The 25,637-nt window shown below is 64.8% G+C and carries 25 protein-coding genes; 11 read left to right on the top strand and 14 right to left on the bottom strand.

What is annotated here, in order from left to right:
• Positions 1 to 2 precede the first annotated feature (2 nt).
• The 5 genes from FAZ98_RS27170 (at position 3) to FAZ98_RS27150 (ending at position 4,208) form a co-directional block, all read left to right on the top strand.
• On the top strand, positions 3 to 1,064 hold the full coding sequence (locus tag FAZ98_RS27170; protein ID WP_158955867.1) for a hypothetical protein: 1,062 nt from the start codon (positions 3 to 5) through the stop codon (positions 1,062 to 1,064).
• Positions 1,049 to 1,792 carry a VWA domain-containing protein gene (locus FAZ98_RS27165; protein ID WP_158955865.1) on the top strand — a complete coding sequence of 248 codons (744 nt, stop codon included), beginning with the start codon at positions 1,049 to 1,051 and terminating at the stop codon, positions 1,790 to 1,792. Before FAZ98_RS27170 ends, FAZ98_RS27165 begins: the two co-directional genes overlap by 16 nt.
• 69 nt (positions 1,793 to 1,861) lie before the next feature.
• Entirely contained in the window at positions 1,862 to 2,392 is a 531-nt protein-coding gene (locus tag FAZ98_RS27160) for a GbsR/MarR family transcriptional regulator (protein WP_158955863.1), read from the top strand.
• 94 nt (positions 2,393 to 2,486) lie between these two features.
• Entirely contained in the window at positions 2,487 to 3,734 is a 1,248-nt protein-coding gene (locus FAZ98_RS27155; protein WP_158955862.1) for an SDR family oxidoreductase, read from the top strand.
• 3 nt (positions 3,735 to 3,737) lie between these two features.
• Positions 3,738 to 4,208, top strand: a complete 471-nt coding sequence (locus FAZ98_RS27150) for a DUF2269 family protein (RefSeq protein ID WP_158955861.1) — start codon at positions 3,738 to 3,740, stop codon at positions 4,206 to 4,208.
• A 91-nt stretch (positions 4,209 to 4,299) separates the two neighbouring features.
• Here the strand turns inward: FAZ98_RS27150 and FAZ98_RS27145 are convergent, their stop codons facing one another.
• The 8 genes from FAZ98_RS27145 to FAZ98_RS27110 all read right to left on the bottom strand — a co-directional run bounded on the left by FAZ98_RS27145 (position 4,300) and on the right by FAZ98_RS27110 (position 13,128).
• On the bottom strand, positions 4,300 to 4,734 hold the full coding sequence (locus FAZ98_RS27145; protein WP_158955860.1) for a Fur family transcriptional regulator: 435 nt from the start codon (positions 4,732 to 4,734) through the stop codon (positions 4,300 to 4,302).
• 119 nt (positions 4,735 to 4,853) lie between these two features.
• Entirely contained in the window at positions 4,854 to 5,816 is a 963-nt protein-coding gene (locus FAZ98_RS27140; RefSeq protein WP_158955859.1) for a GlxA family transcriptional regulator, read from the bottom strand.
• 76 nt (positions 5,817 to 5,892) lie between these two features.
• A complete protein-coding gene (locus FAZ98_RS27135; protein ID WP_158955858.1) occupies positions 5,893 to 6,609 on the bottom strand; it encodes a GNAT family N-acetyltransferase in 717 nt (238 codons plus the stop codon).
• Between the two features lie 100 nt (positions 6,610 to 6,709).
• Positions 6,710 to 7,531, bottom strand: a complete 822-nt coding sequence (locus FAZ98_RS27130; RefSeq protein ID WP_158955857.1) for an ATP-binding cassette domain-containing protein — start codon at positions 7,529 to 7,531, stop codon at positions 6,710 to 6,712.
• A 24-nt stretch (positions 7,532 to 7,555) separates the two neighbouring features.
• Entirely contained in the window at positions 7,556 to 8,713 is a 1,158-nt protein-coding gene (locus FAZ98_RS27125; RefSeq protein WP_158956576.1) for a FecCD family ABC transporter permease, read from the bottom strand.
• Positions 8,713 to 9,627 (bottom strand): heme/hemin ABC transporter substrate-binding protein, encoded by a 915-nt coding sequence (locus FAZ98_RS27120; RefSeq protein ID WP_158955856.1) that lies wholly within the window; start codon positions 9,625 to 9,627, stop codon positions 8,713 to 8,715. The genes FAZ98_RS27125 and FAZ98_RS27120 overlap by 1 nt, the downstream gene beginning before the upstream one ends.
• A complete protein-coding gene (locus FAZ98_RS27115) occupies positions 9,624 to 10,721 on the bottom strand; it encodes a hemin-degrading factor (RefSeq protein WP_158955855.1) in 1,098 nt (365 codons plus the stop codon). The genes FAZ98_RS27120 and FAZ98_RS27115 overlap by 4 nt, the downstream gene beginning before the upstream one ends.
• A 25-nt stretch (positions 10,722 to 10,746) precedes the next feature.
• Positions 10,747 to 13,128 carry a TonB-dependent hemoglobin/transferrin/lactoferrin family receptor gene (locus tag FAZ98_RS27110; protein WP_158955854.1) on the bottom strand — a complete coding sequence of 794 codons (2,382 nt, stop codon included), beginning with the start codon at positions 13,126 to 13,128 and terminating at the stop codon, positions 10,747 to 10,749.
• Between the two features lie 416 nt (positions 13,129 to 13,544).
• Here FAZ98_RS27110 and FAZ98_RS27105 point away from each other — a divergent pair, with 416 nt between their 5' ends.
• The 5 genes from FAZ98_RS27105 (at position 13,545) to FAZ98_RS27085 (ending at position 17,801) form a co-directional block, all read left to right on the top strand.
• Entirely contained in the window at positions 13,545 to 14,066 is a 522-nt protein-coding gene (locus FAZ98_RS27105; RefSeq protein WP_158955853.1) for a 2,4'-dihydroxyacetophenone dioxygenase family protein, read from the top strand.
• Positions 14,063 to 14,800: an SDR family NAD(P)-dependent oxidoreductase gene (locus tag FAZ98_RS27100; RefSeq protein WP_158955852.1), complete on the top strand. Its 738-nt coding sequence runs from the start codon at positions 14,063 to 14,065 to the stop codon at positions 14,798 to 14,800. Before FAZ98_RS27105 ends, FAZ98_RS27100 begins: the two co-directional genes overlap by 4 nt.
• Positions 14,801 to 14,843: 43 nt before the next feature.
• Entirely contained in the window at positions 14,844 to 16,145 is a 1,302-nt protein-coding gene (locus tag FAZ98_RS27095) for an MFS transporter (RefSeq protein WP_158955850.1), read from the top strand.
• Between the two features lie 32 nt (positions 16,146 to 16,177).
• A complete protein-coding gene (locus tag FAZ98_RS27090; protein ID WP_158955848.1) occupies positions 16,178 to 16,906 on the top strand; it encodes an SDR family NAD(P)-dependent oxidoreductase in 729 nt (242 codons plus the stop codon).
• Positions 16,907 to 16,976: 70 nt separating this feature from the next.
• Positions 16,977 to 17,801, top strand: coding sequence for an IclR family transcriptional regulator (locus FAZ98_RS27085; RefSeq protein WP_158955847.1), 825 nt, complete (start codon positions 16,977 to 16,979; stop codon positions 17,799 to 17,801).
• Positions 17,802 to 17,845: 44 nt separating this feature from the next.
• Here FAZ98_RS27085 and FAZ98_RS27080 read toward each other — a convergent pair whose 3' ends face one another.
• The 6 genes from FAZ98_RS27080 to FAZ98_RS27055 all read right to left on the bottom strand — a co-directional run bounded on the left by FAZ98_RS27080 (position 17,846) and on the right by FAZ98_RS27055 (position 24,685).
• The gene (locus FAZ98_RS27080; protein WP_158955845.1) at positions 17,846 to 19,165 is read right to left on the bottom strand and encodes an MFS transporter; all 1,320 of its coding nucleotides are present in this window, start codon (positions 19,163 to 19,165) and stop codon (positions 17,846 to 17,848) included.
• A gap of 11 nt (positions 19,166 to 19,176) precedes the next feature.
• Positions 19,177 to 20,499, bottom strand: a complete 1,323-nt coding sequence (locus FAZ98_RS27075) for an MFS transporter (RefSeq protein WP_158955843.1) — start codon at positions 20,497 to 20,499, stop codon at positions 19,177 to 19,179.
• An 86-nt stretch (positions 20,500 to 20,585) separates the two neighbouring features.
• On the bottom strand, positions 20,586 to 21,515 hold the full coding sequence (locus FAZ98_RS27070; protein WP_158956574.1) for a sugar kinase: 930 nt from the start codon (positions 21,513 to 21,515) through the stop codon (positions 20,586 to 20,588).
• A 22-nt stretch (positions 21,516 to 21,537) separates the two neighbouring features.
• Positions 21,538 to 22,188 (bottom strand): RraA family protein, encoded by a 651-nt coding sequence (locus FAZ98_RS27065; protein ID WP_158955841.1) that lies wholly within the window; start codon positions 22,186 to 22,188, stop codon positions 21,538 to 21,540.
• Between the two features lie 103 nt (positions 22,189 to 22,291).
• Positions 22,292 to 23,293: a C-terminal binding protein gene (locus FAZ98_RS27060; protein ID WP_199272420.1), complete on the bottom strand. Its 1,002-nt coding sequence runs from the start codon at positions 23,291 to 23,293 to the stop codon at positions 22,292 to 22,294.
• 129 nt (positions 23,294 to 23,422) lie between these two features.
• Entirely contained in the window at positions 23,423 to 24,685 is a 1,263-nt protein-coding gene (locus FAZ98_RS27055) for a major royal jelly family protein (protein WP_233272857.1), read from the bottom strand.
• 263 nt (positions 24,686 to 24,948) lie between these two features.
• Here FAZ98_RS27055 and FAZ98_RS27050 point away from each other — a divergent pair, with 263 nt between their 5' ends.
• Complete coding sequence (locus FAZ98_RS27050) at positions 24,949 to 25,620, top strand: GntR family transcriptional regulator (RefSeq protein ID WP_158955839.1); 672 nt, start codon at positions 24,949 to 24,951, stop codon at positions 25,618 to 25,620.
• Positions 25,621 to 25,637 lie beyond the last annotated feature (17 nt).

Here is a 25,637-nt window from a genome sequence, read left to right as displayed (position 1 = left end):
TCATGACGATTCCGGTGACGGTGATCGGCGGCCGCGACGACGAGCTCGAACCGCGTCCCACGGACCCTGCGACCCCCGCGCCTGCACGCGGCCCTGCGTTGCCGCCTACCGCGGTCTCGCAACACGCCGCCATGCCGGCACCGGATTCACACGCGCACCCAACTGCAGCGCTCGCCGTCTCGCGGCTCGGCGCCGAAGCAACGACGCAAACGGAGCAGGAGCCGGAAGCGCACACAGAGCCGCCGCCGTTGCCGGGGAATACGCCGATCGCCGTGACCGCGATCGGCGGCGCGTTCAACGCCGCACGCACGGCGACGATCAAGGCCATCGCTCATCGCTTCCCCAACGCCACGCCTGCCCTGCGCGCGCGCGTGCGGGCCTTGCTGGTCGGGCACGGTCCGGCAGCCGGAGGCGCCAACACGTGGCTCACGTATGGCGTCGCGGGGCAAACCGCCGTCAATGCCACAATCAAAGCGCAAATCGCCTTGCTCGACGCCAGCGCGAAACGCGACGCACCGACCTTGCTCGCGCGTCTTTACTCGATTCTCGAGGAGGTGGGCGGCGCACTGGAAGGCGGCTTGTTCCGTCGTTCGGCTCGCGCGGTCTGGAGCCAGCACGAGCCGGAAATGCGCCATATCGAAACGCGTCTTGGCGCGCACGCGAACGCGTTGCTGCAAACGCTCGACGCACTCGACGAACTCGATGGCCGCTACGCGGCGGCGCATGACGAACTCGAAGCGTTCTTCCTCGCGGGCACCTATACGTTCGACACGCTCCCGCCAGCCGGGGACGACGCGCAATGGCTGCATGCGCGTCTCACCGCCCTCACCGCCTCGCAACAACTCGCGCAGCAGAACCGCCTGATGCTCGTGCAGCAACGCAACGAGTTGCGAGAACTCGTAACGCTGCTCCAGGACGGCGTGCTCGTGAAACTGCCGGCGGTCGCGGCGCAACTCGCCATGCTTCCCGACAAGCCGAACGAAACCGAACGTTATCTGGCGCGGGACGCGCTCGGCGAGTTGGCACAACTTTTCGAAAGGACCAGGAAATGGCACTCGTCGTAAATCTGGAAAAGGCTACCGAAGCCCTCAAGCTGAATTTGCAGAAAGCCGGCGTCAACTCACCTCCCGAACTCGAAGTCGGCTTCGCGCTCGACGTGTCCGGTTCGTTCGAGGACGAACATCGCGACGGCGTCACCAATGATCTGCTGACTCGCCTCGTGCCCTGGGGACTCGCCTTCGACCCCGACAAGAAAGTGGACTGCTTCACGTTTTCGAACGGCGCGAACCACGTTGTCGATGTCGGCCCGATCACGCCCGCGAACTATGGCGATTTCGTGCGCCGCAACGTGATCGAACGCGTGGCCGGCTGGAACGGGGGCACCGACTACTCGTACGTGATCGAGCGCCTGCTCGCGCATTTCGGCTGGGCGGCAGTCGTGCAAAAGGCGGGCTTTTTGGGGCGCATGTTCGGGCAAACCGACCGCGTCGTGCAAGCGGGTGAAAAGCGCAAAAGCCTCGTGATGGTCATCACGGACGGCGAGAACACCGACCAGATCCGCACCGCCGAGATCCTGCGCGCATCGCAGGCGCGTCACGATCAGGTGTACTTCATCTTTATCGGCGTGTCGAATCAGGGCACGAAGTTCCCGTTCCTCGAACGTCTCGGCGAAGACTTCGACAACACGGGTTTTTGCGGTATCAGCGATCTACGCCGCTTCGTGTCGCTTTCCGACGACGAACTCAACGATCAACTCATCAGCGACGAGTTGATCGCGTGGCTCAAGGCGTGATCCATCAATTGCCTCGCTTCAGTTATTTCTGTCTTGACAGAAATAACTGAAGCCGATACATTCGCCTCCATGGAACTCACACCGCTCGCCGAACGATTCATCCTCCACTGGGGCGAAATGGGCTCGCGCTGGGGCGTCAATCGCACCGTCGCGCAGATTCACGCCCTGCTCTATCTGCTCGGCCGCCCCGTCGCCGCCGACGAAATCGCCGAAACCCTGGGTGTCGCGCGCTCGAATGTCAGCACGAGCCTGAAGGAGCTGCAGGCGTGGCGGCTCGCAAAGATCGTCCATGTGATGGGCGACCGGCGCGACCACTTCGAGACCTCCACGGACATCTGGGAACTCTTCAAGCTGATCGTGGAAGGCCGGCGCCAGCGCGAGATCGACCCCACGCTGACCATGCTGCGCGACAGCCTCATGGATCCGGGCCTCGCCGCAGAAAGCAAGGAAGTCGAACAGCGCTTGCGCGACACGCTGAATTTTCTCGAAACGCTCACGGCATGGTCCGACGAAATGCTGCGCCTGAAGCCGGAAACGTTGATGAAGACATTGGGCATGGGCGCCAAGCTCAGCCGAGCGGTGCGCCGCAAGTCGAGCTAAGGCATCGATCCGGTGCGGACATAAGGTCCGCTTTTTTTTGAACCTGTTATTTCTGTCTATACAGAAATAACAGTAACTTTAAAACGAATAGAACATGAACATTCTCGTCTGCGGTGCGCGCGGCTTTGTCGGAGCCGCGCTCTGCGAAAGGCTGGAACGCAGGGGCTATCGGGTGATTCGCGGCGTGCGCGAGGTCCGTGACAGCAATGAATGCGCGATCGACTACACGCGCGACGTCAATCCGGACGATTGGGACGCACGCTTGCAAAGCGTCGATGTCGTGATCAACGCGGTGGGCATCCTCATCGAGCATGGCCGTCAACGCTTCGAGACGGTCCACGCGAAGGCACCCCGTGCGCTCTTCGAGGCGAGCGTCCGCCAGGGCGTCAAGCAGGTGATCCAGATTTCGGCCCTCGGCGCACCCACGCGAATCACGCCTTATTTCGCAAGCAAGTTCGCCGCCGACTCGCATCTGCAGTCGCTGCCCATCCGCTCCTGCGTCGTGCGGCCTGCGCTCGTGTACGGCCCCACGGGTACCTCGGCGGCGTTCTTCCGCCTGCTCGCAAGCCTGCCGGTCCACGCCCTGCCGGCCGGCGGTCATCAGCGGCTGCGGCCCGTGCACGTGGACGACCTGGCGGAGATCGTCGAACGTCTGATCGAGCGCCGCGATCACGCGCCTCGCACGCTCGACGTTGTGGGCGGCGAAGAAGTGGCCTATCGCGAGATGCTGGCGATTTACCGGCGCTCGCTCGGGTTCGGCGCGGCGTTGCGCGTAAGCCTGCCTCGTGGGTTGATCGGCATGGGTGCGGCGTTGCTCGACCGCGTACCGGGTTCGATGCTGACGCGCGACACCTGGCGCATGCTGCAAGCCGACAACACCGGTGACGCCGGCGCCACGGCCAGCGTGCTTCAACGTCCGCCACGCGGCCTGCGCAGCTTCATCGGCAACGACGCACCGACGCTGCGCCGCGATGCGCTCGACGCCTGGCAGCCCGCGTTGCTGAGAATCACGCTGGCGTTCGTGTGGATCTGGACCGCCGTTGCCAGCCTCTTGCTTTACCCGCGTAGCGCGAGCATGGCGTTGCTACGGCGCGCGCATCTGCATGGCGCGAGCGCGGCCGCGGCGTTCTATCTCGCGATCGTGCTGGATCTGACGTTCGGCCTGCTGACACTGCTGAGGCCGCGCCGCTTGCTGTGGCTCGCGCAAGCGCTGTTGATCGCCGCTTACACCACGATCATTGCCGTCACGATGCCCGAAACCCTCTGGGACCCGTTCGGCGCCATCCTCAAGAACCTGCCGATATTCGTTCTTCTACTGATTCTTTTTAATCAGGATGTCTAAATCATGAATGTCTATCTGACCGTCAAGGCGCTTCATATCATGTCGTCCGTGCTGCTGGTGGGAACCGGATTCGGCTCGGCGTTCTATCTGTTTTTCGCGAATCGCACGCGTTCGGTTCCCGTCATTGCTTCGGTGAGCAAGCTGGTCGTGCGCGCGGACTGGTGGTTCACCACGCCCGCTGTCATTTTCCAGCCGCTCTCGGGTATGTGGCTCGCACATGCCGCGGGCTGGCCATGGTCGAGCACCTGGCTCGTGGCGGCGGCTGCGCTTTACGTGGTGGCGGGCGTGTGCTGGTTGCCCGTGGTGTGGCTGCAACTGCAACTCACCAGGATGGCCGGGCTCGCGCTCGCCGCGGGTGCGACCGAATTGCCGCCGCGCTACTGGCAATTCGCGCGGCGGTGGGAATGGCTCGGCTATCCGGCGTTTCTCGCAATGGTCGCGGTGTATCTGCTGATGGTGTTCAAGCCGGCGTAAACCAGAGCGCTCCCTTTCGATTCACATTAAAACGGCTTACCGAAAACGTCCTCAAGCCAGCAGGCGTTTCGGGAATCGAATGGCGCGACGGTCAGTTGGCTGCGCTGCCCGGCTTGTGCGTACACACAGCGCACTGTCCGAACACGACGAGGCTCGAACTCGCATAGTTGAACCCGCTGGCCGCCGCAATGGCCGCGTTGCGCGCGTCCATCTCCGCGTCATGGATGTCGTGGATCGCGCCGCAGGTTTCGCACACGAGATGCGCGTGTGGACCGTGGCCCAGTTCGTACACCACGCGCTGCTCGCCAATCGACGTGCTGGTCAAGAGCCCCGCCTGCGCGAGACCGCCGAGCGCGCGATAGACGCTCGCCAGACTGCACTGCTCGAGCCCTTGCGGCACGCGGCGAAACACCTGATCCGCCGTCATGTGATCGTGCGGATATTCATGGAACAGCTTGAGCACGACGACGCGACTGGAGGTGGGCCGCATCTGGGCGCGCTTGAGTTCGGAATAAATCGCTCGCATGACGTCGCGTATGAGTCGGCAATCCCGAAGTGTCGCCGACGTGAGCTTAAGGTCACCTTAAGCCCGGCCGCCCCAACCCACGCGGCGATTGCGCGCAGTCCAGCGCGCCATGGCCGCCGCTAGCGCAATTCCGCCCGCAATTCCCGCACACCGCGCCCCAATTTACGGCGCAGCAAATTGCGCAAGGTGGCGGCGTCGGCGTACCCCACTTCGCCCGCGATCGTTTCCAGGTCGTATCCGCACGACACCAGGTGTTGCGCGTGCTCGATACGCAGGTCCTGAAAGAACGCCAGCGGCGACTTGCCCAGAATGGCCTCGGTGCGACGTTGCAGCGTGCGCGTGTGTACCGCCAGTGCGCTCGCGGCATCCTGCAGCGAGAAACCCGCGGAAAGATGTTCGCGCGACCAGCGCTCGAATCCCGCGATCAGCGGGTCCGCATGCGCCAGATGATCGGGCACGATGTAGCGCGCCTGCGAGGCGCGCTTGTCGATCAGCATGAAACGCGCAACGAGCGTGGCGAGATCGGGCGTCATCTGGCGCACGAGCCAGAGCGCGAGATCGAGATGCCCCATGAGCGCGCCGGCCGTCACCACACGGTCGCTCGCCACCACCATGCGCGAGTCGTCGAGACGCACTGCGGGATAACGCTGACGAAAGAACGGCGCGAGCGACCAGGTTGTGGTGGCCTCGCGCCCGTCGAGCAACCCGGCTTCGGCAAGCAAAAACGTGCCGATACACGCCGCGGCAATGCCCGCGCCCTTCGCGTGCCACGGCCCGAGTTGCGCGAGCGCCTCGCGCACGTCGCGCCGTTCTAGCGCCTGCGCGAGTTTCTCGGGCTGCTTGGCGTTGATGGCGGGCACGATCAACCAGTCGGGTTTGCGTATGGCCGAAAGCGGCTCGACGAGCGTGGTGAGCCCGAGCGCCGTGCGCAGGCGTTTGCGCACGCCCACGAGTTTGACGTCGAACGGCGGCCTGGCAAAGCCGCTCATGGCGGCCAGTTCGTTCGCCATCGCGAAGGTATCGAGCAGCACGGTCATACCGGTGTCGAAGACACCGTCGAACGCGAGAATGACGATTCGCATGTCACAAATGATATCGATGATGTCGTTTGCGACTATAGTGCGCGGGGCCGGCGGTGTCCAGGCCGAGGGCAGCCGCTCAGCGCGTAGCGTCGCCGATTACCGTGAGATGGAGTTCGGCGCGCTCGACGAACCCCAGCGTACGATACAGCGCGATCGCACCCTGGTTCGAGGTCAGCACGTGCAGGAAAGGGACTTCGCCGCGCTCGCGGATCGTCGCGATCAGCAGTTTCATCAAGCCGTTTGCAAGGCCTTTGCCGCGGAATTCCGGGTCCACGCACACCGCGCTGATTTCCGTGAAGCCGTCGAGCCGCATGCGTTCTCCCGCCATGGCGATCAGCCGGCCATGGCTGCGGATCCCGTAGTAATTGCCCAATTCGAACGTGCGAACACCGAACGGTCCAGGCTGCGTGGCCGTGGTGAGCGACATCATGTCCCGCACGTCGCGCTCGCCGAGCCGCACGTAGTCGGTGGCGGCGCCCGTTACGGCTTCGCCCTGCCAGACCATTTGCGCGAGTTTCGCATGCCGCACGACCGTGAACTGCCCGGGCACCGCGAGCGCCTCCCGCGTTGTCAATGCGGAAACGCCATGGCGCTGGACCAGCGCATGGAGCGCGTCGAACGTCGAGGGCAGCGTGTCCGTGATTGCGGTGAAAGGCGCAACGGCGGCCGGATAACGCAAGACCCGGCCGTCGCCTTCCGCGAACGCGCGGTGCTTGCTCGTGAGGGCATTCCAGGTCACGTTGTCCAGCGGATGCACGCTGTCGATCGCTTCGTGTACGGTGACGTCAGACATCGTTCGCTCCTGCGTTGATCATGCCTCGCAGTCTAATCCGCGAACCGCGCCCTCACCAGAGTCATAAATGACAAGATTGACACCATTTACGACAACCCGCTCATGCCGGGAAGATGCAGGGTACGCCGTTCGTGCCGGATTGGCGATCCGCGTCGGCGATCTGCATCGGCGCCCCGTAGCAACGCTCCAGCAGATCCGGACGCATCACGTCTTGCGGCGGTCCATCGGCAATGCACTTGCCTTCGGCGATCAGCACGAGACGGTCGGCGTGACGCGCAGCAAGATTGCAATCGTGCGCGATCGCAAACGCACCCAGACGCCACTCGCGCGTGAGGCGCCGCACGGTGGCGAACAGGCGGTGCTGCTGCACGAGGTCGAGCGCGGCGGTCGGTTCGTCGAGCAGCAAATAGCGCGGCTCGCTGCGAATGCACGGCGACCACAGTTGCGCAAGCACGCGCGCGAATTGCACCCGCGCGAATTCGCCGCCTGAAAGCGTCGTCACGTCGCGCCGCGCGAGTTGCGCGATGCCCGCGAGCGCGAGCATGTCCTGCGCGAGCGTATCGGCGGAAAACGGCAACGCCGCCCCGCCATGATGCGGATACAGGCCGAGTTGCACCACCTCGCTCGCGGGCATCGGCCAGAGATTCGGCGTGCTTTGCGCGAGCACCGCGCGCAACTGCGCGAGACGGCGCGGCGCGATCCTGCGCACGTCGTCGCCATTGAGCGTGAGCTTCGCGCCACTCGACGCGTCGGGGAAACCGTTGAGCGCGAAGTCGCCCGCGAGCGCACGCAACAGCGTGCTCTTGCCAACGCCGTTCTGACCGAGCACGATCACCAGTTCGCCCGGCGCGACGGTCAGCGAGAAGTCGTCGAACAACCGCGCGCCGCGATAGCCGATACGAAGGTTCTGAATGGCAAGCATGAGTGATGCGTCCTGATACGACGTTTACAGCCCGAACTGGCGGCGCCCGCGCACGAGCAGAAAGATGAAGAACGGTGCGCCGATCAAGGCCGTGAGTACGCCGAGCGGAATCTCGGCGGGCGCGACGACGATACGCGCGATGAGATCGGCCACTACCGTGATCAACGCGCCCAGCAGCATCGACCCCAGCAGCACGACACGTTGATCGGGGCCGCACAGCAGGCGGATGCAATGCGGCGCAACGAGCCCGATGAAACCGATCTGTCCCGTGCACGACACCAGCGCGCTAATGGCCAGCGCCACCGCGAGCAGGATCGTGTTCTTTACGCGCCGCACGGGCACGCCGAGGTAATGCGCATCGAGTTCGCCGAGTTGCATCGCGTTGAGTTCGCGCGTGTGCACCGCGATCATCGACACGCCCGCGAACACGAACGGCGTGATCGCGCCGAGCGTGGACCACCGCGCATCGGCAAGGCTGCCGAGGCTCCAGAACGTAAGCGAGCGCAGTTGCGCGTCGGTGGCCACGTAGGCGAGCATGCCGATCACCGCGCCCGCGAGCGCATTGGCCGCCACGCCCGCGAGCAGCAGGATCGGCAATACGACGCGGCCGTTCGACACCGCGAGCCGGTACACCACGAGCGTCACGCCCACCGCGCCCGCGAACGCCGCGAGCGCCGTGGCCTGACCGCCTTCGACGATCTGGCTCACCGCGGTCGACATTGGCAGCGAGAGCGCCAGATGCGGCACGACGAACGCTCCGAACACGATCAACAGCGAAGCGCCGAGCGCCGCCCCGCTCGAGACGCCGATCAGGCCCGGGTCGGCGAGCGGATTGCGCAATAGCGCCTGCAATGCGCTGCCCGCCGCGCCGAAGCCCGCGCCGAGCAACACCCCGAGCGCGACGCGCGGCAAGCGCAGTTCGAGCAGCACGAGCGCCGAACGGTCGCCTTGCGCACCCGCCTCGAGATTGCCCGCGAGCAACGCATGCCAGAGCGTCATGGGCGACACGGGATAGGCGCCAAGACACACGCCGGCAATCACGGCGCACGCGAGCAGCACGCCTAGCGCGGCGAGCACGAAGGGCGTGCGCGGGCGCCGGGTGGCCAGCGCGGTCGCCTGCGCGGGCGTCATGCGTAACGGCGACTTCGGCATGGCGGGACGCACGCTGTCTTCGGCATGCATCATGCGCTCGCGAGGCTGCGGTTGAGGGCCAGCACCGCTTGCGGCAAACGCGGACCGAAGCCAAGCAGGAATAGCGCGTCGAGCGCCGCCACGCGCGTGGACTTGCCCGCGGGCGTGAGCGCGAAACCCGCGGAAGCGAGTAGCGCGCGCTTGCTGCCAGCGGCCTTCAGCGCGTCGTCGGTGGTCAGTACGATATCGGGTTGCGCGGCCACCAGCGCCTCGGGCGTGAGCGCGCGATAGCCCGAGAAGCCCTGCATGGCGTTGCGCGCACCGGCATAGGCAAGCATGGCGTCGGCGGCCGTGTGCTGACCGGCCACCATCGGCTGGGTGCCGCCCGGATTCATCAGGAACAGCACGCCCGGTGCGCGCGAGGTGCGCGACGTGCTGGTTTGTGCGATGCTCGACTGCGTGTCCTGCCATGCGCGATCGAACCCCGCGAGTAGTGTCTGGCCCGTGCCTGGCGCGTCGAGCGCGCGCGACACGCCCTCGATCTTCTCGCGCACGGAAGCCACGTCGTGCCCCTCCGCAAACGTCACGAGCCGCACGCCCGCCTCGGCCACGCGTTGCAAGACCGAAGGCGGTCCGGCTTCGGCGGACGCCAGGATCAGCGTGGGCCGCAGCGAGAGCAGTCCTTCCGCGGAAAGCGCACGCTGATAGCCGACCTTCGGCAACGCCTGGGCCTCGCCCGGATACGTACACGTGGTGTCCGCACCAACCAGCGTGTTCGCGCAGCCGAGCGCATAGACGATCTCGCCCAGCGCACCGCCGATCACGACCACGCGCGCGCGACTCGCCTCGTTCGCACCCCGCGCGGCGTCGGCGGCATAAGCCATGCCGGCCGCCGCCGCGAGCAGCAGGCCGCCCGTGCCCGTCAACCAGCGCCGGCGCCGTGCGTCGAAGCCATCGCCCGTCATGCTCGTGCTCCGGTTTGCGTCGTGGCACCTGCACGCGCGAGACGCGCGACCATCTCGCGCCAGCCTTCGAGTTCGGGCTTGCCGGGTTTGCGCTCGCCGAACAGCATCGCGATGTTTTCGCCGTTCGCGTCGTAGAGTTCGACGGACGTGACGATGCCATCGGCCGTCGGCTTGCGCACGACCCACGCGTGCGCCACGAGATCGGTACGTAAATGCAGGCTGAAACGCGAATCGAGCACGTTGAGCCAAGCCCCCATCGCGCGAACGTTTTGCACCGCACCCGTATGAATCTGGATCATGCCGGGATTGCCGACGAACACCATGATCGGCACCTGCGTGCGCGCGGCGTCGTTGAGCAGCGACTCGATCGCAGTGAGTTCGAGCGGATACGCGAGTTCCGGATCGGCGAGCCGTAGCGCCTGCAAACGCGCAACCTCGAATCGCTTCAACATGTCGAAGAACTCGTGCGTGTCCTGCATCGCGGCCCACGCTGCCCGAAAACCGGTCACATCGATCCGCGCATCGGCGCGCGGCGCCACCGCTGCGGGCGCGGGCGCGACGTCGAGACCGACGACTTGCGGCACGGCCGTATGCTTCGCCACGAGCGCGTCGAACGCGGCGTGATCGCTCGCTTCGCGCAGATACACCTTCGTCACCGCCACGCCTTGCGCGTCGTAGAACTGCAGGCTCTTGCGCACGCCGTCGTCGTAAGTCTCGCGCACCGCGAACCCGGACGCCCACTTCCCATAGAAAATGCGCAGGTCGATTTCGCGGCCCACCGTCAGCCCGACCGGCCCCGTGCGCGTGACCTTGCCGAACGTGCCGGTCTTCTCGTGTACGCAGGCTTCGTTGCGCGTGAGCACCATCACTTCGCCGAGCACCGGCAGTGCTTCGAACAATCCCGCAAAATCGTTGTCGAGCCGCACGACGTGTTCGCCGACGAATGCCGCAAGCGTTTCGCCTTCGCTCACGCCCAGTTCGGCGGCGGCATCGCGATGGCGCAGTTTGCGCACCGTACGCAGCTCGGTGAACTCGCGCCGCAGCAATTCGAGCGCGGCGGGATTGATCGAAGATTGGAGAATGATTTGTGTCATGTGGAATCCTTACTATTTTTGAAAATCAAAAGTCGATCTTCATCGCCACATTGAAGTTCCGGCCGGGTGCGGTATAAGCGTCGATCTTCGCGGCGCCGTCGCTGGTGGCGAGACCGCGCACGTCGTTCCAGATCCAGTACTTGCGGTCGAACAGATTGTCGATACCCGCTGTCACGCTCACGTGACGCGTGATGTTGTAGCCGGCGTGGAGATCGACGATCGTGTACGAAGGTGTCGCGTAATACGACGAACTGGACATCTGCGACTTGTTCTTGTGCGAGTTGTAGATGACGTCCGCGCCGGCGAACCAGCGCGCGGTGGGCGCGTAATTCACGCCCAGCACCACGGCCAGCGGCGGTACGGTGTCGAGGCCCGTGGTCACGCCGTCCTTCGACTCCGTACCGTGAATCCACGCGAAGCCGCCCTTCACTTCGAGCGCGTCGTTCACGTACCAGTCGGCCTTGCCTTCCAGGCCCTGAATCGAGGCCTTCGAGTAATTCACATACTGCACGGTATACGGATTCGTCGACGAGGTGACGCTGCCGCCCACGACTTTCGTATCGATGAAATTGCTGTACCGGCCCGCGAATGCCGCCGCGCTGTAATTCACATGACCGCTGCCCACGCCGAGCTTGCCGCGCAAACCGAGTTCGATCGAATTGCTGGTCTCGGGCTTCAGATCCGGATTGCCGACCTGCTGATAGAAGAGCCCATAGGAACCGGCCGGGTTGTAATAGCTGTTGACCTGATACGCCGAAGGCGCGCGGAAGCCATGCGCATATTGCACGTACGGCACGAACGCGGGCGACACTTCATAAAGAATCGCGAGGCGCGGCGAAACAGCATTGCCCGTGGAGGTCGCGGTGGGTTTGGTCGACGTGGCGGCCGCCGTTTCGTACGTGGCGTCCGGGTGCGGCGTCATGTCGTAATAGTCGAAGCGCAAACCGGGCACGACACTCAGCTTGTTCCAGCGAATTTCGTCCTGCACGAAAGCACCGAAATTCGTCTGTGTGGTCTTCGGAAACACTTCCGGATAGCCGTCGCCGCCCGGCGTCCACTCCGAGCCCGCCGCGCTCGAGGTGCTGTAGTGCGACACGCTGGCGTCGAAGCCATAGGTCAGTTTGTGATCGAACGGGCCGGTCTTGAACGTACTGTCGGCCACCACGTTGCCACCTACGATGTTGTCGCCGTAGTCGTTGCTGCGCGAGCGCGAGGCGGTTGCGCCCGCCGTGCTCGCGCCGCCAATCGCCAGCGTCTGCTGCGTGGCCGCGTTGCGGTAATAGAGCGACGCATGCAGCGACTGGAAATACGGATTGCTCGCGTCGCGATGATCGTAGTCGAGTTGCACGCGGTGACTCGTCACCTCGTTGCCGGTCACGTAACTGTTGGCCGTGTACTTCGTCACGCCCGAAGTCCACGTATAGGCGCCGCCCAGTTGCGAAAGCCCGTCGCTCGAATTCGAATTGTCGAGTGTTTCGGCAGTGAGTTTGAGCGTGTCCTGCGGGCTCAGCTTGAACACGAGCTTGCCGAGCGCGTTGCGATTGTTGTAGGTCAGCGGATCCGGTGTGGAACGCGTGGCGCCGAGCGTGTTGCTGTCGCCCTTGTTGTCGGTTTCGTGACCGTGCCGGCCGCTCAACACCACCATGCCCTGCACCACGTCGCCACCGAACGCCGCAGTGGCGGTTGAGCCCCAGCTACGATCGGTGGAATCGTAACCGGCTTTCAGCGAGAAATAGGTGGGCTTGTTGTAGATCGCCAGCAGGTCGGCGGGATCTTTCGTGATGAAATTCACGGCGCCCGTCAAACCGTCGCTGCCATAGAGCGCCGAGGTCGGCCCGCGCAATATCTCAATGCGCTGATACAGGTCGGTGTTCAGATAATCGGCGCGGCCCGCGGACCCGGAACCGAAAGCGAACGACTGCGGCAACGGCACGCCGTCTTCGAGCAGCAGCACCTGGTTGCCTTCGAGGCCGCGAATATTGATGCCTTCGTTGCCGCCGCGGCCCGAGGTTCCCGTGATCCCCGCAGGCCGATACGCGGAGCGGCGCACTTCCACGCCCGGTTCGTACTTCAAGGCATCCTTAATATCTTTGGCGTTGTTTTCGTCGATGTCGTCGCTGGTGATGACCGATACCGTGGCCGCCGTGCGATTCAGGTTGACCGCGCCGCCGCGCGACGCCGTGACCGAAATGGCCTTGAGCGCTTCGTCGCGCTGAGCCCCGCCCGGTTTCGCGCCGCGTGTGGATTTCGCCGACGCGTCCTGTGCGCTCGCCGAAGCATTCGCGTTCTGCTGCACCACCGTGTTGGCGGACGGCTGGTCCGCAATGGCTTGTCCGGCGTACAGGGCAGTGGCTTCGGCGAGTAACGCCGGCACCACGACCTTCACCAGGCTTCGTTTGAGTTGCATTCGATCTACCCCGTTCACAGTCGATTCTTTTCGCTCGTCGGCGATTTGAAAACAGATCCGAATGCTACCCTGGAATGCGAATGCTTCTCATTTGCTTTTTTTAAAAGTTACGTTGGATTACGGTCGTTGGTGGTCGCTAAAAACCAGTGGAACAAGAACATAAACAACGCCACATCAATGACTTACACGCAATCTCAGATCTGTACAGAGATGTCGCATCACCAGGCGCACGCTTTCTTGACTGTCGCCTCTACCTTACAAATTGACCACGATTTGGATACGGATATCGACACGCGCGGCGATTTTGTGCCAGGCGCCCAGGGCAAACCCCGGCATTGACCGGAGTCAAAAAACACAGCCACAATAGCCATATCGTGGACTATACGTCCATATTATGGACAAACAAGGACAACCCCATGCCGGACAAAACCTATTCCCCCATGACGCCCTATCAGCTGCCGTTTCCCAAGGAAGCCCAGCAGGAAATCGTCGTGCCACAGGCCATTCCCACCGACGAGCGCGTCTGGGTACCGCAGGCCGAGAACGTCTGGTTCCGCCCGTTGTGCCTGAATGCCGCGCAAGGCTACTGGATGAATTTGTTGCGCGTGAGAAAGTCGGGTGTGCTAAGCAGGCACCGTCATCCGCAAGCCGTGCACGGCATGGTCCTCAAGGGCCGCTGGCGTTACCTGGAGCACGACTGGGAGGCCACGGAAGGCAGCTACGTGTTCGAGCCGCCCGGCGAAACCCATACGCTTTACGTGCCCGAAGACGTGGAGGAAATGATCACCTACTTCCAGGTGAACGGCGTGATGTTCTATTGCGACCCGTGGGGCAACTACACGGGCTACGAAGACGTCTTCACGAAGATCGACATGTGCCGCAAGCATTACGCGTCGGTCGGTCTCGGCGAAGACTACGTCGATCAGTTCATCCGATGAGCCGCGCGCACTACGACTTCGCGGGCCGCGTGGCCGTGATCACGGGCGCGGCAGGCGGTATCGGCCGCGCGATCAGCGACGCCTTCGCCCTCGCGGGCGCGCAGTGCGTCAACTGGGACCGCGTACCCGGCGCGCTGGACGTGGCGCACGCGCCGCATCACGTCGAGGTCGACGTCACGCGCCCCGGCACCGTGGAAGCCGCTCTGGCCGCCACGCTCGAGCGCTACGGCCGCGTCGACTACCTCGTGAACAACGCGGGCTTCGCGGGCTCGACGGTGCCGCTCGACGAATACGATCCGGCCGAATGGCAACGCATTGTCGACGTGAATCTCGTGGGCACGTATCACGTGTGCCGCTTCGTCGTACCGGCCATGCGGCGCGCGGGCGCCGGCCGTATCGTCAACATCGCCTCGCTCGCCGGCAAGGAAGGCACGCCCAACGCGTCCGCGTATAGCGCGGCCAAAGCTGGCGTGATCGCGCTCACGAAATCGCTCGGCAAGGAACTGGCGCAAGCCGGCGTACTCGTCAACGGCATCGCGCCCGCCGCCGTGGCCACGCCGCTGCTCGCGCAAATGTCGCCCGCGCACGTGCAAACGATGATCGACAAGAGCCCGCTCCAGCGTTTGGGCACGGTGGACGAAGTCGCCGGTCTCGCACTGTGGCTTTGTTCGGATTCCTGCACGTTCAGCACGGGGGCGATCTTCGACCTGTCCGGCGGACGCGCCACGTATTGAGCCTGACCCCACACCCATAACGACAGCCCCAAGGAGACGCGCCATGCCCGAAAAATCGAGCCGGCTGAAACGCACCCAGACGATCGCGATCGTGTTTCTCACGCTCGCCGGCATCGTCAACTATCTCGATCGCAGCACGCTCTCCATCGCCAATCATTCGGTGGCCGAGGAATTGCACCTGAACGGCGCGCAAATGGGCCTGCTGCTCTCCGCGTTCTCGCTCGCTTATGCCTTCGCGCAGTTGCCGGTGGGCGCGCTGCTCGACCGCTTCGGTTCGCGCGTCATGCTGGGGCTGGGCATGCTCGTCTGGTCGCTGGCCCAGGTGGCGGGCGGCTTCATCCAGACGCTCAATCACTTTCTCGCGGCGCGCATCGTGCTAGGCGTCGCGGAAGCGCCGCTCTTTCCCGCCGGCGCGAAGGTGATACACGAGTGGTTCGCCGTGCGCGAACGCGGCGGCCCGACCGGCACGTTCATTTCGTCCTCGACCATCGCGCCGATGATCGCCCCGCCGCTGCTCACGGTCCTGATGCTGTCGTTCGGCTGGCGCCCGATGTTCGTCATCATGGGTGTCCTCGGCGTGCTGGTTGCGGTCGGCTGGTACCTGGTGTATCGCAATCGCGATCAGGTCGCGCTCACCGCCGCCGAAACCGCGTGGCTCGAAGACGGCGCGCAGGAAGCGCCGCAAAAGAAAGGCTTCGATTTCGCCGAGTGGGGCATGCTGCTGAAACTGCGCAATACATGGGGCATGGTCTTCGGCTTCATGGGCGTGATCTACATGGTGTGGCTCTATCTCACCTGGCTGCCTGCCTACCTCGAGAAAGAGCGTCATTTGAGCATCGCGCATACAGGCTGGCTGGTCGCCATTCCCTATGTGTTCGGCACGATCGGCATGGCAAGCAGCGGCTTTATCGCCGACTGGCTGCTCAAGCGCGGCATGGCGCCCATTCGCAGCCGCAAGTGGCCCTTGTGCATTGGTCTGATCGGCGCGGCCGCGTTCACCGTGCCCGCGGCGTACACGCCCAGCACGGCGCTCGCCATCACTTATGTCTCGCTCGCGATGTTCTTCGTGAATCTCTCGAGCGGCAGCGCGTGGGCGCTCGTGAGCGTGGCCGCGCCGCGTCATCTCGTGGCGTCGCTCGGCAGCATGCAGAACTTCGGCGGCTATCTGGGCGGCTCGTTCGCGCCCGTCATCACCGGCATCGTCGTTGACCAGACGCATTCGTTCGTGAACGCGCTCCTCATCAGCGCGGCGGTCGCGTTCGCGGCGGCGTTCGTCTATCTCTTCGTCGTCAAGGAAGTCGCGCCGCACGGCGCGAATCGGGCGGCGGCGACGCAACCCACCTGAAATCCCCTTGTTTTAAAGGCCTAAAGCGCATCATGACATTTCAGCACAATCTCCTCGAAGGCAAGGTCGCGTTCGTCACGGGCGGACTCTCCGGCATCGGCGCGGCCATCGCCAATCGTCTCGCGCAACTGGGCGCGCGCACCACGGCGGCGGGCCTGCCCGCGCCCGCCGGAACGCCCGACGTACTCGACGCCAACGTGCAGCGCGCCGCGCTCGATGTGCGTTCGACCGATGACGTCGCGCGCGTGATCGGCGGCTTCGACCAGCTCGATATCGTGGTGAATTGCGCGGGCGTGATCAGCCGGATCGAAGAACATCAGATCGACGTATTCGAGCGCGTGCTCGACATCAATCTCAACGGCACGATGCGTGTGTGCGCGAGCGCTCGCGAATTGCTCAAGGCCTCGTCGGGGTGCATCGTCAATACGGCTTCGATGCTGAGCTTCTTCGGCGGCGGCCTCGTGCCCGCGTATAGCGCGAGCAAGGGCGGCGTGGCGCAACTCACGCGCTCGCTCGCCATCGCCTATGCGGCCGACTCCATTCGCGTGAACGCGCTCGCGCCCGGCTGGATCGCCACGCCGCTCACCCAGGCGTTGCAGGACGACGACGGCCGCTCGCAAGGCATCCTCGAACGCACGCCCATGAAACGCTGGGGCCTGCCCGAGGAAGTCGCCAACGTCGCCGCCTTCCTCTGCTCGCCGGCGGCCTCGTTCATGACGGGCGCGATCGTGCCCGTGGACGGCGGCTATCTTTGCGCATGAGTCTGTGCATGAGCCCGCGCGCGGGGATTGCGGGCATAATGACGCGTTCATGACGCCCGCCTGTTTTCCGATGTCCAAGCACGATTCGACCGACTCCCTTGCCAACGCGCAAACCGGCGACGCCAAAACCGTCGCCGGCGCGGCTGCGTTCTCGAAGTTCATCGCCGTACTGCAATTGATCGCCGATGCCGAGACGCCGCCCACCGTTGCGAAACTCGCGACGGCCAGCGGTTATCCGCGCCCCACGGTGCATCGCATCGTGGCCGCGTTGCAGGCCGAAGGACTCGTGGTCGCACGCGGCGGCGGCAATACGTTCACGCTCGGTTCACGGCTCGTGAGTCTCGCGAGCCGCAGCTGGGAACGTTCGGATTTGCGTATCGCCGCCGTGGACGCGCTCATGGCATTGCGCAATGCCACGTCCGAAACGGTGCATCTCGCGGTACCCAGCGACGGCGCGATGGTCTACATCGAAAAACTCGAAAGCCCGCACGCAGTGCGCATGGCGTCGAGAATCGGCACGCGCGTGTCGCTCACGTCGAGTTCGGTCGGCAAGGCATGGCTCGCAACGCTCACGCCCGCCGAGCGCGAATCGCTGCTGTTGCAGGCGCCGCGCACGCGCTTCACCGAAAACACCATGACGGATCTCGACGCCATACGCGCCGAAATCGACCTCACCGCGCAACGCGGTTACGCGGAAGATCGCGAGGAAAACGAGCTCTCCATCTGGTGTTACGGCGCGGCCATTCTTGGCGCGGACGGTCGCGCGGTGGGTTGCATCAGCATCAGCATGCCGATGTTCCGCCGCGAAACCGACGCGCAAAGCCGCTATATCGAGCCGCTGCTCGCGGCGTGCCGCACGATTGCCGCGCGGCTCGGCCCGGTTTCGGCGCGCTGATCGCCAAACGCCTGCGATAACGCCTCGCACGACCTGGGCGCGCATCAACTCATGGCGTCGCGCTCGCGTGCGCGCACGATCTGCGGCCCCGCTATCGGCTCGATCTTGCCGAGCATGAACACGATCGCGAGAATACCCGCGAAGATGATGGCGCCCGCGACCCAGAACGCGTTCTCGAACGAATGCGTCGCGCTCACGATGAAACCCGTGAGCATCGGTGCGATGGCGCCGAGCACGTTGCCCACGCAATTCATGATGCCCGACACCGCGCCCACTGCGCCCTTCGGCGCGATCAGCGAAGGAATCGACCACGTGACCGCGCCCGCGATGGCGAGGCCGCCGAGCGACACCGAGATCCACGCAATGGCCCAACGCGCGTCGTGCGTGCCGATCACGCCGAGTATGCCGAGCGCGCTCAGCAGCCCAGCTATCAGCACGGCCTTGCGCACACGGCTTTCGTCGCGGCCGCGCGCGATGAGCGTGTCGATGAGCCAGCCGCCGATCGCGAGATCGGTGAACGTGGCCCACGCCCACGGAATCATGGCGAGACCCGCCGAGCGCAGCATGCTCATGTGCATCACGTCGACGAGATAACTCGGCAGCCACGTGAGGAACAGATAGAACGCGTAATCGTAGGCCGCGTAACCGATCGTGAGGCCCCACACTTTGCGGTGCGTGACGAGATAGCCGAACATGCCCGCCGCGCCCGCCGTTGCCGCGCCTTCGGGCGTCGCGCCGCCCTCGCGGATCCATGCGAGTTCCGCCGCCTGCAGTTTCGTGTCGTGCGACGGATCGCGGTAGATCACGCAAAAGCCCACGAAATAGGCCACGCTCAGCGCTGCCGAGGCCGCGAAGCCCCAACGCCAGCCGAACGTCACCACGATCAGCGCGATGAACGGCACGCCGATCACGTTGGCGAACTTCGCGGCGGCGTCGAACAGGGCGGTGGCGAGCGCTCGCTCGGCGCGCGGAAACCAGTAGCCGGTCGCCTTCGAGCACACGGCGAGCCCCGGCGGTTCCGCTACGCCCAGCAGCAAACGCGCCGCCAGCAAGCCGCCGAACCCCGAGGCGAGCGCCGTGACCAGCGACGATACCGCCCACAGCAGCGCACCCCAGCGCCCCACTCGTGTCACGCCATAGCGGTCGAGCACGAGGCCCGCGGGAATCTGGAGCAGCGCATAGGTCCACGAGAACGCACTGAACAGCACACCCAGTTGCGCGGGCGACAGCGCGAACGCCTCGCGCAGTTGCGGCGCGGCCACGGAAATCGTCACGCGATCCACGTAGTTGACCAGAATACCCACGCCGATGAAGACGCCGATCAACCAGCGCCGCCGCGCGATGCGTTCGCCTTGCTTCGTCATCGTCGGCCTCGTCAACGCGCGCGGGAATCGAGCGAAACTTCCACCGCATCCACGCTTTCGTCGCCGCCGGGACCGCGGGCGCGCAGCGCGATGATGCCCGCGAGCAGCGCGGCCACGGCCAGCACGGCGAGTCCGTAGGCGTAACCGGACGTCGTCGAGCGCACATAGCCGATCATGTAGGGTCCCGCGAAGCCGCCCAGATTGCCGATGGAGTTCGCGAGCGCGAGACCGGCCGCCGCCGCGGTGCCGCTCAGGAACGTGGTGGGCAACGCCCAGAACGACGGCAGCGCGCCGTAACCGCCCACGGCCGCCAGCACGAGACCCGCGATCACCGCGAGCGGTTGCGTGGACGCCGCGGCAAGCGCGAGACCGGCCGCCGCGACGGTGCAGGCACACGCGAGATCGACGCGATATTTGCCGCGCTTGTCGGCGAGACGGCCCCACACGAGCATCGTGACCGCGCCCACCACGAACGGGATCGCGTTCACCGGGCCCACCCAGTGTTCGGGCAGGCCGAGCGCCTTCATGATCTGCGGCTGCCACAACACCAGGCCGTTGTTCGCCGTGACGATCAGGAAGTAGATCAGGCCGAGCACGAGCACGTGCGGATTCGCGAGCGTTTGCGCGAGCGTCATCTTGTGGCGGCGCGCCCGCTCGGCGGTTTCCGCGCGGATCTGCGTGTCGAGCCAGTTGCGTTCGGCGCTATCGAGCCACGCCGCCTTCGCGGGCGAATCGCTCAGATAGCGCAGCGTGATGCAGCCCATAACGACAGAAGGCAGGCCTTCGAGAATGAAGAGCCATTGCCAGCCCGCCATGCCGAACAGCCCGTCCATGCGCAGAATGAAGCCCGAGACGACCGAACCGAGCGCCGTCGAAACCGGATTCGCGAGCATGAACAAACCGACCACCTGCGCGCGGTAACGCGACGGAAACCAGAACGTGAGATAGAGAATCACGCCGGGGAAAAAGCCCGCTTCGGCCGCGCCCAGTATGAAGCGCAGCGCCATGAAGCTTGTCGGGCCCTTGACGAACGCGCCGCAGGCGGACACCACGCCCCACGTCATCATGATGCGCGCGAGCCAGATGCGCGCGCCGGCTTTTTCGAGCGCGAGATTACTTGGCACTTCGAACAAAAAATAGCCGATAAAGAAAATCCCCGCGCCCCAGCCGAACAGCGAGGCGGTCAGACCGATGTCCTTGTTCATCGTGAGCGCCGCAAAGCCGACGTTCACGCGATCGAGGAACGCAAAGAAGTACAGCAGGATCAGAAACGGCATCAAGCGCCGCGTGACCTTGCTCATGGTGCGCTTTTCGAGCGCCAGATCCGTGTTCATGCTTGTCTCCTCACCTTTGTCTGCGGTTTTTTATTGCGGTCGAGCGCGCGCCGCACACCGGCAAGCGTGCAGCGCGCGCGACGACGTCATGCGTTCAACAACGCCGCTACGGCTTCCGGGCGCGGAATCGGTGCAACGGCGCCGAAGCCTTGCGTCGACAATGCCGCGGCCGCGTTCGCATAGCGCGCCGCCGCTTCGGGTGTCTCGCCCGCCGCGAGACGCGTGACGAACGCACCGTCGAAGCAATCGCCGGCGCCGGTCGCATCGACCACGTTCATCGCGTGACCGGCAATACGCGTACGCTGCGTGCCGCTCGCGACCAGCACGCCGTCGCCGCCCATCTTCAGGCACACGGTGTGGGGACCGAGCGCGAGATAGTGCGCAACGATCGCTTCGGGATCCGAAATACCTGTGAGCGTTTGCGCGTCTTCGAGGCTCGGCAGCAGGTAATCCACTTCGCGCACCGTCGCCTCGATCACGGCGCGCGCCCGCGCGAGCGGCCACAGCTTGAGCCGCATGTTCGGGTCGTAGGTGACCGCAGCGCCCGCACGGCGCGCCTGCGCGATCGCCGCGAATACGGCGTCGCAGGCGCTCGCGCTGATCGCTTGCGAAATGCCCGAGACATGTAGAAAGCGCGTAGCCGCGATGAAGTCGAGCGGCAGCGTCTCGGGCGTCATGCGGCTGGCTGCCGAGCCTTTGCGCAGGTAGCTGAACGCGTGGCCCGCTTCGCCATGCGTGACGAAATACACGCCCGTGTGCGCTTCGGCGTCGAGCGCGACGCCTTGCACGTCGACGTTTTCCGCGCGCCACAAGTCGAGAAACAGCCGCCCGAACGTGTCGTCGCCGAGACGCGTCACATAGCCCACGCTCGCGCCCTGGCGCGCCGCCGCCACGCAGAAGTTCGACGTGTCGCCGCCGAAGCCTTGCAGGAACTGCGCCGTGTTGGCGGCGCTCGCCTGGTTGAACTCGATCATCGGCTCGCCGATGGCGAGGATCGCAGGCACGGCGGCGGACACGGCAACCAGCGTGGTCATCGCGTCAGATCCGGCCATACTTCGCGAGACCCTTGCGCAGCGACTTTTCCCCGATGATGAGGCGCGCCTGTTCGAGTTCGCGCGCATCGATCTCCTCGGACATCTTGAGCACAGCTTCCGCGTGTTCGCGCGGCACCACCACCACGCCGTCGATGTCCGCCACGATGATGTCGCCCGCGTTGACCTTCACGCCGCCGCACTCCACTTCGATATTGGCCGCCAGCGTCGTGAAGCGGCCCACCGTCGTGCCCGGAGAAACCGAGCGCGAATACACGGGAAAGTCGTAGTCACGGCGAATTTCCGTGATGTCGCGCACGCCGCCGTCGAGAATCGCGCCCGCGTGGCGATTGGCCACCGCGCCCGCCGTCATCAGGCCGCCCCACACCGCCACGTTGGGCTCGCCGTAAATGCCGATCACGATCACGCTGCCCTCGGGCGATTCGTCGATGGCGTCGAGCGCGTGTTGCGGCGGCACTTTCTCGTGCGTGGGCGCTTCGAGTATCGTCACGGCCGGGCCGACGATCTTGCGCTCGTTGATGCGCGGCTTGATCGCCTGATCCATGAAGCCGCGGCGGCCCGCGATCTGGTCGACGGCGTCGGCCACCGAAGCCGTTGCCACTTTTTCGAAGCCGCTGATGAGCGCTTGCAAGTCCATGCTGTTACTCCTTGTTATTTCAATAGGATGACTAACCGATCGATTCGATCGTCGCTCATCGAAACTTGATGCACGACGATCGGATCGATAAAAAACGGCGACGTTACGCGTCTTTCCAGGGATTGACCCAATACTTCGGGCGCTCGCCGCCCAGCACGCGCGCGACGTCGAGCGCGGCCTTCTGCTGAAGCTCCGCCACCGAGTCTTCCGAATACCAACCGGTATGATCGGAAAGCACGGCGTTCTCGCAGGCGAACAAGGGGTGGTCGGCACGCGGCGGTTCGTGCTCGAACACGTCGATGCCCGCGCCGAAAATGACGTGGCGTTGCAGCGCCGAGACCAGCGCCGCTTCGTCGATCAAACCGCCGCGCGCCGTATTCACGAGAATCGTGGTGGGTTTCATGAGCGCGAGACGGCGCGTGTCGATGAGCTTGCGCGTGGCTTCCGTGAGCGGCGAATGCAGCGAGATGTAGTCGCTTTGCGCGCAGAGCGTGTCGAGATCGACGCATTCCACGCCGTTCGCGAGCGTCACGTCGAAATACGGGTCGTGCACCAGCACGCGCGCGACACCCATGCCGCGCATCTTGCGTTCGAATGCACGGGCGATGCGGCCATAACCGACGAGCCCGAGCGTGCGCCCCGCGATGCGATACATCTTCTGTTCGCGCGACACGTTCCATGCGCCCGCGCGCACGTCGCGATCGCGCCGCACGGTGTGACGCGCCACCGCCATCAGCAACGTGAGCGCCTGATCGCTGACTTCTTCCACGCCGTAGTCGGGCACGTTGGCCACGTAAATGCGTTTCGCGCGCGCCGCTTCGAGATCGACGTTGTCCACGCCAATGCCGTAACGCACGATCGCGCGGCCATGCCGCATCGCCTCGATCACCTGCGCGGTCACGGGCGATTCGCGCACCAGCAGCGCGTGCGCGTCGCGGGCCGCTTCGAGCACGCGCGCCGCGTCGCCGCGGCACGGCACGATCTCCACATCCGCCTGTACCTCGGCAAGAATGCGCCGCTCCGTGTCGTACGAACCGTATCCATCGTCGATCACGACCACGCGCTTGCGCCCCGCTTGCCCCGCTTCTCCAACTCTGCTTTCCACCGTTGCCTCCACGTCCGCGCGCCTCGCGACGCGCGCTTTTTGCAGGGGCCGCGCGTATGCCGTGTTGCTCGCGCGGCCCGTTTTTGCCAGCGTTTTTGCCAGCGTTTTTGCCAGCCGCTTTTGCTAGCGTTACTGCGCGCTATAGCTGCGCCCGTGCGCCTGCACCTTCCAGATACGGAAGTTCGGCACCGCCGGGTGATCGAAGTCCATCGCGTTGTCGACCCACAGGTTCAAATGGCCGGCGACCACGTAGAGATTGCCGTCCGGGCCCCAACTGAGCGTGTCGGGCCAGACCATCTCGGGATGAATCACGTAGGTCGAAATCTTGCCGGTTTTCGCGTCGCGATACATGAGGCCGTTCATTTCGAGCGCCGTCATGTAGAGATTGCCCGCGCGGTCCGCGATCATGCCGTCGGTGTTCGAAGGCAGCGTGGCCACGCGCTTGACCGAGGTGCGCAGCACCGACTCGCTCGCGTCGAAGTCGCGCAGCAACGCGGTATCGAGCGAATACAGCGTATGTCCCGAAAGATTGGTCCAGTAGAGCGTTTTCTTGTCGCCCGACAGCGCGATGCCGTCCGCGCCGGTGCGCATCGGCGTCTTGCTCAGCACGGGTGCGTTATTGATGCGGAAGTGGAAATTCGCCTCGTCGGTGGTGAACACCGTTTGATCGAGCACGCGGCGCGCGCGATTGCGCTTCATGTCGTAGACGATCAAACCGCCGTCGAGGTGATCGCAGAAGATGCCGGAGTCGGTGATGTAGGCGAAGCCGCGATCGTTGTCGACCACCACGTCGTTGAGGAACGAGCACTTCTTGTCGGTGTCGGCGTCATTGAACACGTAGCGCTGGATCTCGCGGTTCGTTTTCAGATCCCAGAGCACGAGCTTTTCCGCGCCGGCCGCCGAGGGCTGCCCGGCAATATGGCCTTGATCGAGGATCCACATCACGTCGTTGCGATCGATCTCGAAGCCGAGCACCGACTGCAGCGCCTGCGGGTCGCCCACCTTGTTCATGGCCGCGCTCGGGAACGGCTGCAACACCCACTGGCCGTCTTTCTTCACGAGCTTCGAGAGCGTGGCGGGCACCTCGGGGCCGCCCCAGCGCGCCGTGCTCACGTACATCGTGCCTTTCGAATCGAGCTTCACGCCTTGCAGCAGCACCTTCTTGTAAGTCTCGTTCGCGTCGTAAGCCTGCTGGTCTTTCGCGTCGAGGTCGTAGGGCAAGCGGTTCCACTGCGCGACCACTTCGAGCTTCGGCACGGCGGGCGTGCCGGTTTCCGTCGATGCGGCGAACGCGCAGCACGCGCCGAGCAGCGCCGCGGTTGCCGCGAGCGTTTTGACGAGGCCGTGCACGCGCACCGCGTGCCGCCCCGATCGGCTCATGATCTCCTGCATGTGTCATCTCCTCCGGTTGTGATTTCTCGTTTTCGTCGATGTCGCGCGCACCGAGCGACAGGATCGGCTACATCGCCTCGACAACTGATATCTTAGATAGCAGATGCCACGTCCGCAAGAGGGGATGGTATATTTCTGCGAAACCGGTGTGGCGTCATGCGGCGCGTTTCGCGCGCAACGCGCGTCGAACGCGCCCGCATCGCACCCCGTCCCCGTCATACGCATCGGATCCGCAGGTCCGATCCTCGAGCCGACCGCTGAACATGAGCATCGAAAAACTGGGCGAGCGCCCGAAATCCCTCACGGCCATCGCCAAGGAAAGCATCCGGCGCGCGATCGTCGAAGGCGATCTCGCGTTCGGCTCCCAGCTTTCGGAGAACGTGCTCGCGAGCCAGCTCGGCGTGAGCAAGACGCCCGTGCGCGAAGCGCTCGTGCAGCTCAAGCTCGAAGGTCTGGTGGAGGTGCAGCCGCAATCGGGCACGTACGTTTTCCAGCCGACCGAGGCGCAGGTGCGCGAAATTTGCCGCTTCCGCGAGATCGTGGAGTCGTCGGCGCTCGAACTGGCCATGAAGGCCGATCACGCCGGGCTGGCCGCCACGCTCGGCGCCACCCTCGCGCGCGCGCACGGCAGTCAGGACTGGCGCGCGCGCGACCAGGACGCCGCGTTTCACGGCGCCATTGTCGAGGCGTGCGGCAACAGTTATCTCCAGCAGGCGTATCAGCTCGTGGCCGACAAGATCCAGGCGCTGCGTGCGCGGCTTTCCGTGGCCGACGAATCCGTCGACTCGTGCCAGGACACGCATGCGCACGTCATGGAACTGATCCGCGAAGGCAACGCGAAGAAAGCCTGCGCGGAATTGCGCGCCCATATTCGCAGCACGGAACATTCGTACCTGCGCGCGAGCCAGATGCAGCCCAGCGAAGCGGGCGCCTGAGCAGGCGCGGCCCGCCA

The organism is Paraburkholderia acidisoli, assembly GCF_009789675.1.
GTDB classification, from domain to species: Bacteria; Pseudomonadota; Gammaproteobacteria; order Burkholderiales; family Burkholderiaceae; genus Paraburkholderia; species Paraburkholderia acidisoli.
Note: the sequence above shows the minus strand (reverse complement) of the source record. Positions and strands in the feature narration are given on the sequence as shown.